Source organism: Jeotgalibacillus sp. JSM ZJ347, assembly GCF_044383825.1.
Taxonomy (GTDB): domain Bacteria; phylum Bacillota; class Bacilli; order Bacillales; family Jeotgalibacillaceae; genus Jeotgalibacillus.
Map to the genome: position 1 here is coordinate 19,530 of NZ_JBISEN010000009.1, position 14,071 is coordinate 33,600.

The 14,071-nt window shown below is 43.1% G+C and carries 18 protein-coding genes; 7 read left to right on the plus strand and 11 right to left on the minus strand.

The window, feature by feature from the left end:
* The first annotated feature begins 36 nt into the window (after positions 1–36).
* A complete protein-coding gene (locus ACH6CZ_RS15565; RefSeq protein WP_374098363.1) occupies positions 37–1,290 on the plus strand; it encodes a YeeE/YedE family protein in 1,254 nt (417 codons plus the stop codon).
* 50 nt (positions 1,291–1,340) lie between these two features.
* Here ACH6CZ_RS15565 and ACH6CZ_RS15570 read toward each other — a convergent pair whose 3' ends face one another.
* The 3 genes from ACH6CZ_RS15570 to ACH6CZ_RS15580 form a co-directional block, all read right to left on the minus strand.
* Positions 1,341–2,279 (minus strand): arsenic resistance protein, encoded by a 939-nt coding sequence (locus tag ACH6CZ_RS15570; RefSeq protein ID WP_374098364.1) that lies wholly within the window; start codon positions 2,277–2,279, stop codon positions 1,341–1,343.
* Between the two features lie 19 nt (positions 2,280–2,298).
* Positions 2,299–2,490 carry a hypothetical protein gene (locus ACH6CZ_RS15575; RefSeq protein WP_374098365.1) on the minus strand — a complete coding sequence of 64 codons (192 nt, stop codon included), beginning with the start codon at positions 2,488–2,490 and terminating at the stop codon, positions 2,299–2,301.
* A 476-nt stretch (positions 2,491–2,966) separates the two neighbouring features.
* Complete coding sequence (locus tag ACH6CZ_RS15580; protein WP_374098366.1) at positions 2,967–3,572, minus strand: hypothetical protein; 606 nt, start codon at positions 3,570–3,572, stop codon at positions 2,967–2,969.
* A gap of 168 nt (positions 3,573–3,740) precedes the next feature.
* On the opposite strand from ACH6CZ_RS15580, the gene ACH6CZ_RS15585 reads away from it, so the two are divergent.
* From ACH6CZ_RS15585 to ACH6CZ_RS15595, 3 genes are all read left to right on the plus strand, one after another.
* The gene (locus tag ACH6CZ_RS15585) at positions 3,741–4,382 is read left to right on the plus strand and encodes a hypothetical protein (RefSeq protein WP_374098367.1); all 642 of its coding nucleotides are present in this window, start codon (positions 3,741–3,743) and stop codon (positions 4,380–4,382) included.
* A 16-nt stretch (positions 4,383–4,398) separates the two neighbouring features.
* Complete coding sequence (locus ACH6CZ_RS15590) at positions 4,399–4,959, plus strand: HAD-IA family hydrolase (protein ID WP_374098368.1); 561 nt, start codon at positions 4,399–4,401, stop codon at positions 4,957–4,959.
* 277 nt (positions 4,960–5,236) lie between these two features.
* Positions 5,237–5,566 (plus strand): YolD-like family protein, encoded by a 330-nt coding sequence (locus ACH6CZ_RS15595; RefSeq protein ID WP_374098369.1) that lies wholly within the window; start codon positions 5,237–5,239, stop codon positions 5,564–5,566.
* 143 nt (positions 5,567–5,709) lie between these two features.
* Here the strand turns inward: ACH6CZ_RS15595 and ACH6CZ_RS15600 are convergent, their stop codons facing one another.
* Together ACH6CZ_RS15600 and ACH6CZ_RS15605 are read right to left on the minus strand one after the other, a co-directional pair.
* Positions 5,710–6,030, minus strand: coding sequence for an SCP2 sterol-binding domain-containing protein (locus tag ACH6CZ_RS15600; protein WP_374098370.1), 321 nt, complete (start codon positions 6,028–6,030; stop codon positions 5,710–5,712).
* 130 nt (positions 6,031–6,160) lie between these two features.
* Complete coding sequence (locus tag ACH6CZ_RS15605; RefSeq protein WP_374098371.1) at positions 6,161–7,453, minus strand: M48 family metallopeptidase; 1,293 nt, start codon at positions 7,451–7,453, stop codon at positions 6,161–6,163.
* 180 nt (positions 7,454–7,633) lie between these two features.
* Between ACH6CZ_RS15605 and ACH6CZ_RS15610 the strand changes: the two genes are divergently transcribed.
* From ACH6CZ_RS15610 to ACH6CZ_RS15620, 3 genes are all read left to right on the plus strand, one after another.
* Positions 7,634–8,062 carry a hypothetical protein gene (locus ACH6CZ_RS15610; protein WP_374098372.1) on the plus strand — a complete coding sequence of 143 codons (429 nt, stop codon included), beginning with the start codon at positions 7,634–7,636 and terminating at the stop codon, positions 8,060–8,062.
* A 77-nt stretch (positions 8,063–8,139) separates the two neighbouring features.
* Positions 8,140–8,307 carry a Zn-dependent hydrolase gene (locus ACH6CZ_RS15615; RefSeq protein WP_374098373.1) on the plus strand — a complete coding sequence of 56 codons (168 nt, stop codon included), beginning with the start codon at positions 8,140–8,142 and terminating at the stop codon, positions 8,305–8,307.
* Positions 8,300–8,887 (plus strand): Fic/DOC family protein, encoded by a 588-nt coding sequence (locus tag ACH6CZ_RS15620; RefSeq protein WP_374098374.1) that lies wholly within the window; start codon positions 8,300–8,302, stop codon positions 8,885–8,887. Before ACH6CZ_RS15615 ends, ACH6CZ_RS15620 begins: the two co-directional genes overlap by 8 nt.
* 36 nt (positions 8,888–8,923) lie before the next feature.
* Here ACH6CZ_RS15620 and ACH6CZ_RS15625 read toward each other — a convergent pair whose 3' ends face one another.
* From ACH6CZ_RS15625 to tenA, 6 genes are all read right to left on the minus strand, one after another.
* A complete protein-coding gene (locus ACH6CZ_RS15625; protein WP_374098375.1) occupies positions 8,924–10,378 on the minus strand; it encodes a PAS domain-containing protein in 1,455 nt (484 codons plus the stop codon).
* A gap of 143 nt (positions 10,379–10,521) precedes the next feature.
* Complete coding sequence (gene thiW / locus ACH6CZ_RS15630; protein WP_374098376.1) at positions 10,522–11,007, minus strand: energy coupling factor transporter S component ThiW; 486 nt, start codon at positions 11,005–11,007, stop codon at positions 10,522–10,524.
* A complete protein-coding gene (gene thiE / locus ACH6CZ_RS15635) occupies positions 11,004–11,648 on the minus strand; it encodes a thiamine phosphate synthase (RefSeq protein ID WP_374098377.1) in 645 nt (214 codons plus the stop codon). The genes thiW and thiE overlap by 4 nt, the downstream gene beginning before the upstream one ends.
* Positions 11,638–12,462 carry a bifunctional hydroxymethylpyrimidine kinase/phosphomethylpyrimidine kinase gene (gene thiD / locus ACH6CZ_RS15640; protein ID WP_374098378.1) on the minus strand — a complete coding sequence of 275 codons (825 nt, stop codon included), beginning with the start codon at positions 12,460–12,462 and terminating at the stop codon, positions 11,638–11,640. Before thiD ends, thiE begins: the two co-directional genes overlap by 11 nt.
* Entirely contained in the window at positions 12,459–13,223 is a 765-nt protein-coding gene (gene thiM / locus ACH6CZ_RS15645; protein WP_374098379.1) for a hydroxyethylthiazole kinase, read from the minus strand. The genes thiD and thiM overlap by 4 nt, the downstream gene beginning before the upstream one ends.
* The gene (gene tenA / locus ACH6CZ_RS15650; RefSeq protein ID WP_374098380.1) at positions 13,216–13,902 is read right to left on the minus strand and encodes a thiaminase II; all 687 of its coding nucleotides are present in this window, start codon (positions 13,900–13,902) and stop codon (positions 13,216–13,218) included. The genes thiM and tenA overlap by 8 nt, the downstream gene beginning before the upstream one ends.
* Positions 13,903–14,071: the final 169 nt, after the last annotated feature.

Sequence of the window (14,071 nt, forward strand, 5' to 3'; positions counted from 1 at the left end):
TTCCGATCATACAAATAGGAATTGGAGGTTTTTAATGTGACACAACAGGTTCAGGAAACCCCTAAAGGGTGGAAGCGAGGACGCACAACAGTTGTAACTGACCTTGCGCCGATGCAAAAGCCTTTTGTTCTACTTGGGATTGTCGCTGCTCTTCTATTATTTTCAATTATTGTTTATTCAACTGATGCTGTTCAGGGGATCTTATTCATTGTCGGACTGGCACTCGGTCTGACATTACTATATGCACGCTTCGGTTTCACTTCAGCCTTCAGAAGATTGATGGCTGTCGGAAATGCACAGGGCATACAGGCGCACATGGTTATGCTGGCAGTTGCTTCAACGCTGTTTGCAATTATTTTAAGTACCGGTTTCAGCTTTACCGGTGCAACACCTGCAGGCTATGTATCTCCGGTGGGCGTAAGCGTATTATTTGGTGCATTTATTTTCGGAATCGGCATGCAGCTCGGAAGCGGCTGCGCCTCCGGAACACTTTATTCAGTAGGCGGCGGATCATCGTCTATGATTTTGACATTGCTCGGATTTATCGGCGGATCAGTGCTTGGCGCCTATCATTTCACATTCTGGATGGAAGAAACATGGACGCTTGAACCATTTTCTTTAGCAGAATCTACTAATCTCGGATTCTTTGGTGCATGGGTTGTCCAGATGGCACTCTTTGCAGCCATTTATTATGGTTTGAAGTTTATCTCAGCGAAGAAAAACGCTCCTGCAATGAAGCCTTTACCAACCACAACAGGTTTTAAGAAGGTATTCCGCGGTGCATGGCCGCTGTTTGCAGCAGCAATCATCCTTGCACTCTTAAATGCTTTAACACTGACACTCAGAGGAAATCCATGGGGAATCACTTCTGCATTTGCACTATGGGGATCTAAGTTCCTTGAAATGTTTGGTGTGGATGTTGCTTCATGGGGCTACTGGCAGGGAAATGCTGAGCAATTACAGAATTCAATTCTTGCTGATTCAACAAGCGTAATGAATTTTGGGATTATCATTGGCGCATTTATTGCTGCCGCTGCAACAGGTGCGTTCAAACCGAAAAAAATCAAGCCTGGAATTGCTGCCGGCTCAATCATTGGCGGACTGCTGATGGGCTACGGTGCGAGACTTGCTTTTGGCTGTAACATTGGCGCGTACTTCGGAGGTATTGCATCGTTCAGTCTGCACGGCTGGGTATGGGCTGTGATGGCAATGCTTGGAACAGGACTTGCACTGTTCATCCGACCAATTTTCGGCTTAAAGAATCCAAAACCAAAAGATACGTTGTGTTAATCAGAAAGCTTCCGGGGGGCATTTTTGACCATCCGGGAGCTTTTTACATATTAATTTCCACTATCTAGTTTCAACATCACCCTGGACACCAGTGCGAGTACTGGCAATTCAATCAATGGACCAATCACCAGAATCAGTGCGATCAGCGGCTCATTTGGAAATGCAGCTGCTGCAATCGCAAGTGCGAGCGGTGAGTTCCTGGCAAGCGTCGTCATCGTCAGGCTCACCCGGTCTCCTGCAGACAGCCTGCACAGTTTTCCTGTCCTGCGGCTGATAAAAAAGTTAACGGCGAAGAAGATGATGAGCGGAGGCAGAATCTGCAGAAATATCCCTGTGTTTTCAAGCAGCATATTCCCCTGTGCTGCAAACATTGCAACGATTGCCAATACTAAGAAGATTGTAGGAAGGCTTTCCAGTAGATTAGCTTCCAGCAGACGTTTTCCTTTTAGCAATTTTTTCATCAGAACCGCTAACATCAGCGGGACGAATAACACCCATATAACCCCTTCAATCAGATAAGCGGCTTCCACCGTTTCGCCTGTGCCAAAAAAGATGAACAAATAAACCGGTAGCAGGACGATCTGCAGGATCAGGTTAAGCGGCAAAATCGCTACTGACAAAGCTGTATTGCCTTTCGCAACGCCGGTAAAAATTAAGTACCAGTCCGTACACGGTGTAACAAGCAGCATGATCAGCCCAATAGCAAGAGCCGGCTGGTCAGGGAAAAACACGAACGTCAGCACCCAGGCAAAAACAGGTGTCCATACAAAATTGATCAGGATAGCGCTTATGCTGAATGCTTTATTCCGGAAGGATGCTTTTACATCCTTTAAAGGAATCTGCAAAAACGTCAGATAAATCATCAAAGCAAGCAGTGGCAGGACCAGCCCTTTTGCAACTGATCCGGCTCCATTAAGCTGACTGAAGATCATTCCAATACCAACAGCACCCAAAATAAAAAACGTATAAAGTTTTTCAAGCCATTTCAATATCTATCACACCTGACATTTAAATCGAATCAAATCCATCACTGAACATTCTTCCAAACAATCTGAACAATAAGTATACCAGGCGAAACGGCAGAATGATCAACTCCGGAACCCAGATCAGAATATCCATCATTACATCCCAAAAGCCATACTTCCCTTCTTCTTTGCGCTTTCTTGATTTAGCTTCTCTTCTCTCCCGCCATTTTTTCATCACAAGCACCTCTTTTTCCCATTCGTTTTTAATCTATACGGATCAGATGCTGAAGCGTTTCAAAAATTGAGTGAAACCTGATTAGCTTATCTGACGTATATCAGTTAACAGATTTTTAGGAAGGTTCTAAGATGCGCACAATCATATCCAGCGCACTAAGCTTGATCGTCATTATTGTTGGAGGTTACAGTTTTTCACTGGTGACCGGTCAGTCGTTCCGATCTATATGTTCCCGCTGGCACTGCTATTACTGCTCACCGGGATTGAAAGATTGAAAGACAACAAAACTTTTTACGGTACCTTCGCAATTGCTGTACCCGTCTTTGTGTTTTTCATAGCAGGATACACTTCAATTAACGGACTTTTAAAAAAACTGTCTTTGCATGTGTGCAAAGACAGTTTTAAGGGGCAAATACGTAATAGGTCAGAATAAATCCAAACATTGCTATATAACCGCCTGCGACAAGTAGCAATGACTATCTGCCCCCTTCACTTACTTCCTCATTATACTTTTCAACAAGCTTATTATTGTCAGTCGTGCCATATGCTTTTTCGAGCTTCGGCCTGAGCTTTTCCCATAACAGATTTTTTTCATATACATCCATATCAAATCCATGATTCAGCTGTTCAACCGTTAATCCGAGAATATCGGCATAGGCCTGCTGAAGCGGTGATTCAAATGACTGCGTAACATTATCAATGTACTCATTCAACTCTTCTTCACTTACTGTCACACCGTATTTCGTCTCAGCGATTTCTTTCCAGACCTGGTCTTCTGTTAAGCGCGCTTTGGAAATCTCCATAATTTCAGCTTCTGTCAGGTCCTCAGCATAATAAAGCGCCTCCTCAGAGATCGTTCTGATGACCCACTTTTCAAGATCACCCTCAGCATCAAGTCGATCCGCTTCCTCCATAACGTGGCTCAGTGTATTGTAAAAGTCTTCACGTGTAAACGAATCAGTCATCACAGACAGCTCTTCATTACTTTTCATTTCAATATCAGCTACTGCATTTTCTTCCGGGGCACATCCAGACAGGAAAAATAGTGTGGCGATAGACAACAGATAAATTTGTTCCTTCATAAATTGATATGCACCTCCATATCATAATCGATTCGACAAATAGAGACTTAAGTCCTTCAAATTAATAAAATTTATATGATAAATGATATATTTTCTGAAACTTTCCTTTATGTTAATCGTTACCAATTACAACAGATAAAATACAAAAAAGAAGTGGAGTAAACCATCATGATGAAGAAAATATTCATTTCATTAGGGATTGCGGCTGGCGTGTTCATTGCGGGAGCTGGTATATTATTTTTTACTTTTGTCCAGAGCATGAAAGCAGACCCGGGAGAAGAAAGATATATAGAAGAAGTTGCAGATGAGTATCTAAGGGAGCGTATTGAAGCGGACACAGAAATTTATGATGTGCTTTATGATAATATGGGAAACTTCCCTGAATTTGAATACGCGGCAAATGTAAGGCATCTCGGAGATGGGACAGAATTTCTTGTCTATGAACGGCAGACAACCGGTGAAGTAACAGACAATTATGTAAAGGAACGTATGGAAGATCAGATTGTTGAAGATATACAGCCGCTTTTTGAACAATCATTTGATCGCATTGAATATATCTGGGTATTTCTAGATGAGGATACCGGTAAAGGTCAAGATCCTGACCAGCCATTTAGCTACAAAGCATATAATACTTCTCCTTTTCTTATGGTTGCAATCCCCCGGAACGCACAGAAAAGTGACGGGGAGTTATTTGAAAAACTGTATAATGAGATTAAAGCATTGACAGGCTTTGAACAGGGAACAATTGAAATCTCTTATACAGACCAGGGTGTTCCGCTTGAAGATGATGTCTGGAGCAAAGAATTTTAAGTAAAAGGAGCTAGATATGAATATACTTTGGGATTACGACGGCACACTTTTTAATACTTATCCCGCTTATGCAAAGCGCATGAGCCAGGTGCTAGACGGAAAAGTATCTGAAGCAGACTGCTATAAAGAACTGAAAATATCTGCATCACATGCGATCAGTCATTTCAGTTTGACTAGGTCGCAAATTGATGAATACAACCAATTAATCGGCAGCATCCACCCTGACGAAATGCCGCCGTTTGAGCACGTTGAAGAAATACTGAAGCAAGCTGACTGCAACTTGATCATGACACACAAAGACCAGGCTGGTGCCTATAAAGTACTTGATTACTATGGTTTCACAAAATACTTTTCCGACATTGTCACAGCTGATGACGGCTTTCCGCGCAAACCTGATCCTGCGTCATACAAATACCTGCATGACAAGCATCACATTGACCTTGCTATCGGCGACCGTGAACTCGATATCATCCCGGCAAAACAGCTCGGCATGCACACCTGCCTCTTTCAAAACGATCAACCAGCTGATTTTCATTTGGAGGACTACAAAGACTTTTTTAAGGTTGTGGTTTTTTAACTGCCCTATAAAGTAGTGAACAATTATTAAAGCCATCTAAGTGCAGCGAAGCGTAGGGCGGGGACTCCGGGACGATTAGAGGGAAGCTAAGACCCCGCAAACGCGGAGCGTTGAGGAGGCTCAGCAACCTCCGTCCGGAAAGCCTCCGCCCGAAGCGCAGCGAAACGTTTTTAAATATCCCCCCCACACAGCCCAATAAAATGTTAAAATCCATCACTTACCTATTTACAAAACAGAACAAACGTTCCTATAATGAGTAAAAAGGGGCGTGAATAAAATGAACAAGGACCGTGGCACAATTAAGTGGACCTCAATGATGCTGCCTGAACACGTGAAAATGCTCAAGGACTTTTACGAGGAGATGGAACAGGAAACAAAACCTGAACTTGATGAACAGATGTTTGACATGATTTTTCTCGGTATTCAGGAAGCGCTCGAATTCCGGCAGAAGGTTGACCTGAAAATCTTCGAACACAACAGGCGTGACAGCGTAAAAGGAATCATTACATTAATTAACTACCAGCAGCGCTATTTACTGATGACAACTTCAGACCATATGAAAAAGACCATCCCCTTCGATCAGGTGATTGGTCTTGAGGTTGTGTGAGACAGGGTCGCTGCCTGAATGCAAGGCTGCGTTCGTTTCAGCCACTTTGTGTTGCACTTCAGCCAAATTACGTGCGTTTCAAAAGAATTACGTGCGGCTCAGCCCATTTGCGTGCGCTGCGCCGCACCACAAGCCCGGGACGCTTAAAACGAATACTCACTCAACAATGATTCAAGCTTCAACGCGTAACCCATCTTCCCATCAACCTTTAACTTCCCGAACATGAATGCACCTGATGCGCTCAGGTTCCCTTCAATCATTTTCACTAAGTCTTTTTCACTCAGCTTTAATGTACAATTCGGCTCAGCTGCTCCCGCTTCTTCAATAGATGCTTCCCCATGCTTTAATACCAGCTGTTTCGTTTCCCCATCTTTCAGCTGAAATTCATAGCGCACATTTTCATTCCGGATCGGCTCCGGATTGGCGTTCATTGCTGTTGTTATTCTTGACCACACTTCTGACATGCTCATATCCCCTTTGTCTGAATGTAATGAATACTCATTCATTTTACCATAATGATCTTTTTCAGGTGTGTGAATTTATCATTAAATTCCAGTGAAAAAAGGATGAGACATATTTGTCCCATCCCCTCTCCTATTCTTGAATCCAAGTATAAAAATCTTCACCCGTTGTTGTACTGATATAATCAGCAGGGGTTTGACCGCTAGGGTCTGTCATGAATGGATCTGCACCATACTCGACAATCAATGCAGCTGCTTCACGTTCGTCATAGCCTACAGTGACCATGAGTGGGGTTGAATAGTCATCCTGTGTATTGGGATCTGCTCCTGCTTCAAGCAATAACTCAAGCATTTCCAGATTACTGCTGTACGCAGCGTATATTAAAGCAGTTGAACCCTCGTTATCTGTTTCTTCAAGATCAGCTCCAGCATCAATTAGCGCAGACGCCTCATCAATATCTCCCATACTGACAGCATCCATTAATGGCGTAGCCCCAAAACCCATGTCCTCATAAAATGCATCATCTGCAGCGCTCAAATCATCTGGCAGGAATGAAGCGAAAACAACGCCAGCGAGAGTCATGGAAATAATAACTGCTATATAAGCACCTGCCAGTCCCCCAAACAACAATCCTGCTCCCAGCACAATTTTACCCGGCTGCTGACTGTAATTATGAGGTGTTGACGGATTCATGAAACGTTCCACTGAAAGAATTCTTTTTGGAAGCAGAGGGTGTGTCGAAAGCACTTCGCTCAGCCATACCGCCCCGTTAGATTCTGAATGGATCTGCTCAAGATACGCATCTTCATTTACTTCATGGTACATTACTTTACCGACACCAAGCAGCGTAAGTGCACGCTTAGCAGCAGTAGCGTTCCCAACCTGATATGCAGCGTGCCTATCGCATGTATACTCACATGACCGGCTGTAGGCCTGAGATAAAAAAGGTACTAACTGGGCAGGCAACACCAAAATGTTTTTCCAGATGTGGTTACGTTTGATATGCGCGAGTTCATGCGCAATGATAAAGTCCAGCTCTTCCTGTCCATTCTGTCTTGCTAATTCAAATACCTCTGAATAAACGACAATCATATTACGACCGAAAAATCTTGTCGCAAAGGCATTCAATGCACCTTCAGACTGAATAACAAAGAAGTCGGGTACTTTCTTTAATCCCATTTCATTAGATAAAACAACAGTCCGCTCATAGACATCTGAAAACTGTCTCTCACTCACTCTTACCCCATTGCCACGGATCGAGCCGAGCATAAGTGCATTTGTAAAAAGAACGACTGCAAGAACAGCAAGCGCAATCCCAATTCCAATAATCGAAACAGCAGCGACAATATAGATCAGCACGCTAAATATAGCTGAAAGTATAAAGTAAACCGTTTCTCTTTCTGATTTGATTCCCTGATGATTCAAAGGTCTTCCCCCTGTATATGTATGATATTGTAAGGCATTTCTAAATATTAGCCGATCATCTTTAAAATTACAATATAACAATCATATTTTTGTGAGGTTTCGATAGCCAGGTATCAAGGCTTTTTCGGTTTATGGTACGATAAATAAATAAAAGATTAATCTAAGGATTTGAGGTCTACAATGGAACACATACGTACAAGAACAAAAAGAGTAGCTAAAAAAGGTGTAGTTGGCATACACAAATATGATATCCGTAAAGAAGACGGTCAATATTTTGTATTTTTCAGCTCTAAATCACAAAACAGTCATTTTTACAGCGATGAAGAACTCGTTGGGGAATACACCTCACTTGATGAGGCACAGAATTACCTGAAAGAGAACATGGGTGCATTTGATGCAAGACCGCTGTCATTTAAGGTTGCGTGGAGTGTCGCCAACCTTATTGTATCCACTATACTTGGCTTTTTTGTCTATCACCTGAGTGAAGATGCATTATTATCAGGTAGATTTGCAGCAGAGACAGCCCAGATTGCAGGCTTGATGATCGGAATCGTCGTGATCTTTATTACACTGATCATCTTCAACCGGATGTTAAGTCGATTAAGCTGATGAAATTGCTTATCTGACAGCCTTTTCGTGGTATAATGAAAGTATAGGAACTCATGAAAAGGTGGGGGAATCGCTGAATGAAAGATGTCAAAATTGAATCACCGGAGTTTAAAAGAATCATGAAGAATCTGCATTTAGAAAACCTGTCTTTGAATCAGGGATTACAGGAGAAAGTGCTGGAAACGATAAATGCAGATAAGCCGATCACACCTTCAGTGATTAAGGACCTGCTGTCCCGTGGATAAGTATATCAGCTGTGAAAATGATGATTTCCTGCTGAAGTATAACCTGCTTGGGGTTAAAAATGAAAAAGCCTTAATGGAAGCTGAAGCACTCACTTTTTCCCTTCGTGCTGCGGAGTTTGTGAGAAAGCAATATAAGGTCTCATCATTTGATATCCAAAGCTTTAAAGACCTGCACCGGCATTTCTTTCAGGACATTTACCCGTTTGCCGGTCAGTTTCGCACCGTTCAGCTGATGAAAGGAAACACACGCTTTTGTCAGGCACAGTTTCTGGATAGTTATGCAGAACAGACTTTTAATGAACTTGCCGCTGAAGCAGAGTGGTCAACGCTCAACCAGGCGGCTAACAGGCTTGCTTATTTTAAATCCGAACTGAACATGCTCCACCCTTTCCGTGAAGGAAACGGACGGACAATCCGCTCTTTTCTTCACGAATATGCCCGTTCAAGAGGCATTGAGTGGCAGTATGATCAGCTTGACCGGACTGAGTATATTAACGCCATGATCAGGTCGGTGACGGACCTGTCAGACCTGGAACAGCTTTTCAAACAGACAATCAGCTTCACTGATAAAATAATCTAAAAAACGTTCAGCTTTTAGTATAAGCTGAACGTTTTTTTAATACGGTAATATAAGTTCAACGGTCGTCCCCGCACCAGGCGTGCTCGATATTTTCATTTCTCCACGATGGAGCTTCATGATATTCTGACACATCGGGATCCCGAGACCATTCCCTGTCTGTTTGGTCGTAAAAAAAGGTGTATCAATCTTTTTTAGCACCTCTTCACTCATCCCCTCGCCATCATCCTCCACCACAATGGACATTGTCTTTTCATGATAAAGATAAGAGACATGAATGCGTCCACCCTGTTTCATGGCTTCGATTGCATTTTTCAATACATTCATGACAACCTGCTTAATCTGATTGGATTCACATAACACTTCGGCAGTCGATTTTTTTCCATCACAGCTTAACTCAATATTTTTCATCGTAAGCTCCGGTTGAAGGAAAGCACACACGCTGCGGACGAGCTCTTCAATCTTTACAAGTCTCATTTCAGACTTCTGCGGCTTTGCAAGCATCATTAATTCATTGACCGTATATTCTATACGGTCAATTTCTGATTTCAATACGGATAAATATGCTTTTTTCTCAGTTGACGTTTCACCTTCTTCAAGTAAGGCAGTAAAACCTTTTAAAGAAGTGAGCGGATTTCTGATCTCATGTGCGATACCGGCAGCGAGTTCACCTAATACGGATAACTTTTCAGACCGCAGCACAAGCTGCTCTGCTTCTTTTGCCTGGGTAATATCCTGGCTGACAAAAATAAAACGGGTTGCTTCACCTGATGGACCTATCATCGGAAAAACACGCGTGCTGGTCCATTTCGTTTCACCTTCTTTATCTTTCGTCTGAATATCTCCGCTCCAGATCTCTCCACGATAAAGTGTTTCCCACATCTCATCATAAAACGAATCCGGATGACACCTCGCATTTAAATTGTCCACCGGTTTCCCAATAATCTCGAGAGGGGATCGTTTCATTAATTCTGCAGCACGTTCATTTAGGTATAGAATCGTACGATTACGATCTATAATCGTGACCATAGAAGATTGGTCCAGCACATGTTTCAGGTAATTCATTTCACTAACCGTTAGCCTAAGTTTTTCTTCGGTTTCATCCAGCTTTTCTTTCATTTCTATTTTATCAGTAACGTCTACTTTATAAATGAAATAACGAAAAGGTCTTCCTTCGTCGTCAAACATTGGTACAATTGTAGAGTTTACCCACAGCGGTGATCCATCTTTCTTTTGGTTCAACATCTCACCCTGCCAGAGACGCCCCTGTCTGATCTGCTTTAATGCATCGTTCAGTTGGTTAACACTATAATCGGGATGAAGTAGCATTGAAAAATGAGCATTCATCAGCTCTTCTTCTGAATACTGTGTAGTTTCACAAAAATTTTCATTTACAAACTCAAAGCGACCGTGAAGATCAATAAAAGCAACGGCGAGGTGATGGTCGACAGCAGCGATAATATTTTCAATTGCTAAGGAGTCTGAATAGGGCATAATTCTGTTCCTTTTTTTACTAATCATAATACGCGCATTGGGTATATTTGAAAAGGGGAAATTGACAAATTCTTTATAAAAAAATTGTCAAAAGCCCCTTCATCCCAGTGATATCAAGGAAAGATGGATTAAAAATCTATCTTTTAATTATGAAGTGAGAAAGCAGCATTTTTCATTTTTTTAGATGTAACTACCCCAATTACTGCACCACTGATACTTGAAGCGAGAAATGCCGGCATAAAATAAAAGAACCCGGCTTCAGTACCCATTAAAATGGCTGCATAAGGAACTGCGACAAGTGACGCAATGACCCCTGTTCCTATTATTTCACCGGCCGCTGCCAACCAGACGCGCCCACTCCATAAGTAAAACAGACCTGCAAGAGCTGCACCGATCATGCCTCCTGGAAATGCAAGAAGTGATCCTGTTCCGGTTAATATGCGAATCAGTCCCGTCACAAAAGCGATTGCAACGGCCGGACCCGGGCCAAATAATACGCCTGCCATGACGTTGATTGCATGCTGTACTGGATAAGCTCTTGCGACACCTGCCGGAAATGAGACAAATGCCGAACCTGCTACTGCAATAGCAACAAGCATGGCCATCAGAACAAGCTTTTTGGTACTCATACATTCTCCCTCCGATAAGAAGCAGTCAGCCGTTTAACTTCCTGCTGAACATTTTCTGCTTCTGTAACAGCTGATATGACTGCAATACCTTCAGCACCAGCTTCCCATACAGATCCTGCATTTGATGCAGTGATTCCACCAATGCCAACAACAGGAATATATGGAAACTCGTTCTTTACACGAATGATTTTAGCCACACCTGAAGGTTCTTTTGCATCCGGCTTACTTTTTGTACCGTATATCGGTCCCATGCCCAGATAATCAGCACCATCTTCTACTGCATGTTCAGCTTCTTCAAGTGAATGTACTGAAACACCAAGGAACATCTTATGACCGATTTTTGCTCTTACAGTTTGCGCACAAGTATCCTCCTGACCAACATGAATACCATCAGCACTAATTTCACAGGCCAGGTCAACATGATCATTGATGATAAAAGGAACATGATATAAACGGCACAGCGCCTGACATTTCAGTGCAAATTCCTTTAAAGGCTGACCGGTCAGTGCGCCAGGTCCCTTTTCTCTTAACTGGAAATAGCTGATTCCTCCTTTCAATGCTTCCTCAAGAAGCAGGAGAGGATCCATCTGACCGGTATTCGGGGTACCAAAAATCAAATAAACAGCAGGCTTAGTGAACATATCCGATCATCTCCTTTTGTGCATAATGACGGTACGCGCTGTGGTTCGTCGGTCCGTGACCCGCACCTATATTTAACGAATGCTCAATCGCACTTTGAATAAATTTCTTCGCTGTCAGGAAAGCATCTTCAATAGATTGTCCTTTTGCGAACTCTGCTGCAAGGGCAGCTGAAAATGTGCACCCTGTACCATGTGTATGCTTTGTAGGAATACGTGAGGATCTTAGCACTAATGAACCACCATACTGGTCGAGATAATAATCTTCGGTAAAGTCAGGATCTTCACCGTGTCCTCCCTTCACCAGCACCCCCTGCGCGCCGCTTTCAAGTATCTTCTCAGCAGCCATTCGTCTTGTCGTTTCATCCGATATACTGATACCGCTTAACGCTTCTGCTTCAGGTATATTCGGAGTGACTACAGCAGCAAGGGGCAAAAGATTTTCAATCAATGAATCCTTCGCCTCCTCCCGCAGCAGGCTGGCTCCTCCTTTAGCGATCATGACCGGGTCAACAATCAAATGCTTCCATTCATAATACTTAATATATTTTGCTACCGTCTGAATCGTCTTAACATCAAACAGCATACCGGTTTTAAGCGCTGCAATCTCAAAGTCTTCACCCACTGCCTGCAGCTGCTTTTCCAGATTGCCGACCGGTACTGGAGCAACGTCTTTTACCCCCAGCGTATTTTGAGCTGTGACGGCAGTTATAACTGATGTCCCAAATACACCCAGTTCCTGAAATGTTTTAATATCAGCCTGAATCCCTGCTCCGCCTCCTGAATCTGAACCTGCAATTGTTAGTACCTGCTTCATCGTGTGCCTCCTTTTTGAAATCTGCTCTCATTCATTTCATACACTGCGTCAAGGAACGCAGTTTTAAAGCTCCCCGGACGATATGACACAGCAGCTGCTTTTTCACCTGCTTCACCATAAAATTGAACAGCCTCTGCTACAGCATCAACTGATTGTTCAACAGTTAAAAACGCTGCAGTCACACTTGAAAGTAAACAACCCATTCCGGTAACAGAAGACATTATCTGACGCCCTGCCTGGATCTCATGCACAACCTCACCGTCTGTCACGATATCAACTGCACCTGTCACAGCGATAATCAGGTTATATGTCCTAGCAGCTTCTAAAGCGATTGAAGTAAGATCAGCATCACCCTCCCCGGCATCAACACCTTTTGCAGACCAATCTCTTCGCATAATGGCAGCAAGTTCTCCTGCATTACACCTTAGAGCTGTGATCTTAACTCCCTTTAATATTTCATCAATAGCTGAGAGTCGATAAGAGGTTGCACCGGCCCCTACAGGATCAAGCACAACTGGTATGCCTGTTTTATTTGCTGCTCTGCCTGCATGTATCATACTCTCAACTGATCGCTTATTAAGTGTTCCTATATTCAACGATAGTGCGTCTGCAATAGACGTAAGTTCCTCTACTTCTTCAAGCTCATCCCCCATAACCGGTGAAGCACCGAGTGCTAACATTCCATTCGCCTGAAAATTGGCGACAACGTAGTTCGTTATACAGTGAACCAGCGGCTTCTTTTCTCTTAGCTGTTTAATCATTTTTGACACGCTCCTTTAATTGAATTGCCCAGCTTTCTTTCGTCCATGCCTGCTCCCAGAAGTTCAACTCGTAATAGCTGCTTCTGCTGAAGTGAGCCTTTAATTCTTTGATTCTCTCGTCTGAAAGATCCTCTGCCAGTTCATTCATTCTGTTAATTTGTTCTTCTACGAGCTCTCCGAACCATTCAGAACCATATGTTTCAATCCACTTTTGATAAATTGGGTGCTCCGGCTTTTCATTCTTCAAACGCTCACCAATTTCATAGTAGAGCCAGTAGCACGGCAGGATCGCAGCAAGCACATCAGCCAGGTCCCCTTTAGCTGAGCGGTACATATGGGACACATATGCATAAGCAGTAGGAGACGGCTCAAAACGCCTCCAGTCCTCATCTGTCACTCCAAGCAGTTCCATAAAGGATTCATGCAGCGCAAGCTCAGCTGCACACGTCTGCTCTGAGTGATGTGCAAAGCTTTTTGTCGTCTTCAGATCCTTTGCTTTCACAGCACCAATCGCCTGTACCTTTGCAAAATGCGTTAAATAATATGCATCCTGCATCACATAAAACTTAAATACATCAAGCGGCAAACTCCCTTCAGCAATCCCTTTTACAAAAGGGTGCTCAAAGCTTGCTTCCCAAAGATCGTTACACTCTTTTCTTACATCTGAACAAAAAGTCATAATTTCTCCTCCTTCGTATAATAAATCTGACAAAACGCTTACTAAATAAACATTATTTAAGCTATTTATTGTATTTGAACAGCTGATAATTGTAGCGTAAGGGGGTGACTCCTATGGCAGGAAGGGACAGGTGAGACAGAGCACGGCGCAGCCTGCTGGCTCACCGCCC

Excerpts from the sequence above, each read along its gene's own strand:
- ACH6CZ_RS15575 (WP_374098365.1), bottom strand. The coding sequence starts at position 2,490 with ATGAAAAAATGGCGGGAGAGAAGAGAAGCTAAATCAAGAAAGCGCAAA.
- ACH6CZ_RS15580 (WP_374098366.1), bottom strand. The coding sequence starts at position 3,572 with ATGAAGGAACAAATTTATCTGTTGTCTATCGCCACACTATTTTTCCTG.
- ACH6CZ_RS15585 (WP_374098367.1), top strand. The coding sequence starts at position 3,741 with ATGATGAAGAAAATATTCATTTCATTAGGGATTGCGGCTGGCGTGTTC.
- ACH6CZ_RS15590 (WP_374098368.1), top strand. The coding sequence starts at position 4,399 with ATGAATATACTTTGGGATTACGACGGCACACTTTTTAATACTTATCCC.
- ACH6CZ_RS15595 (WP_374098369.1), top strand. The coding sequence starts at position 5,237 with ATGAACAAGGACCGTGGCACAATTAAGTGGACCTCAATGATGCTGCCT.
- ACH6CZ_RS15600 (WP_374098370.1), bottom strand. The coding sequence starts at position 6,030 with ATGTCAGAAGTGTGGTCAAGAATAACAACAGCAATGAACGCCAATCCG.
- ACH6CZ_RS15610 (WP_374098372.1), top strand. The coding sequence starts at position 7,634 with ATGGAACACATACGTACAAGAACAAAAAGAGTAGCTAAAAAAGGTGTA.
- ACH6CZ_RS15615 (WP_374098373.1), top strand. The coding sequence starts at position 8,140 with ATGAAAGATGTCAAAATTGAATCACCGGAGTTTAAAAGAATCATGAAG.
- ACH6CZ_RS15625 (WP_374098375.1), bottom strand. The coding sequence starts at position 10,378 with ATGCCCTATTCAGACTCCTTAGCAATTGAAAATATTATCGCTGCTGTC.
- thiW (WP_374098376.1), bottom strand. The coding sequence starts at position 11,007 with ATGAGTACCAAAAAGCTTGTTCTGATGGCCATGCTTGTTGCTATTGCA.
- thiE (WP_374098377.1), bottom strand. The coding sequence starts at position 11,648 with ATGTTCACTAAGCCTGCTGTTTATTTGATTTTTGGTACCCCGAATACC.
- thiD (WP_374098378.1), bottom strand. The coding sequence starts at position 12,462 with ATGAAGCAGGTACTAACAATTGCAGGTTCAGATTCAGGAGGCGGAGCA.
- thiM (WP_374098379.1), bottom strand. The coding sequence starts at position 13,223 with ATGATTAAACAGCTAAGAGAAAAGAAGCCGCTGGTTCACTGTATAACG.
- tenA (WP_374098380.1), bottom strand. The coding sequence starts at position 13,902 with ATGACTTTTTGTTCAGATGTAAGAAAAGAGTGTAACGATCTTTGGGAA.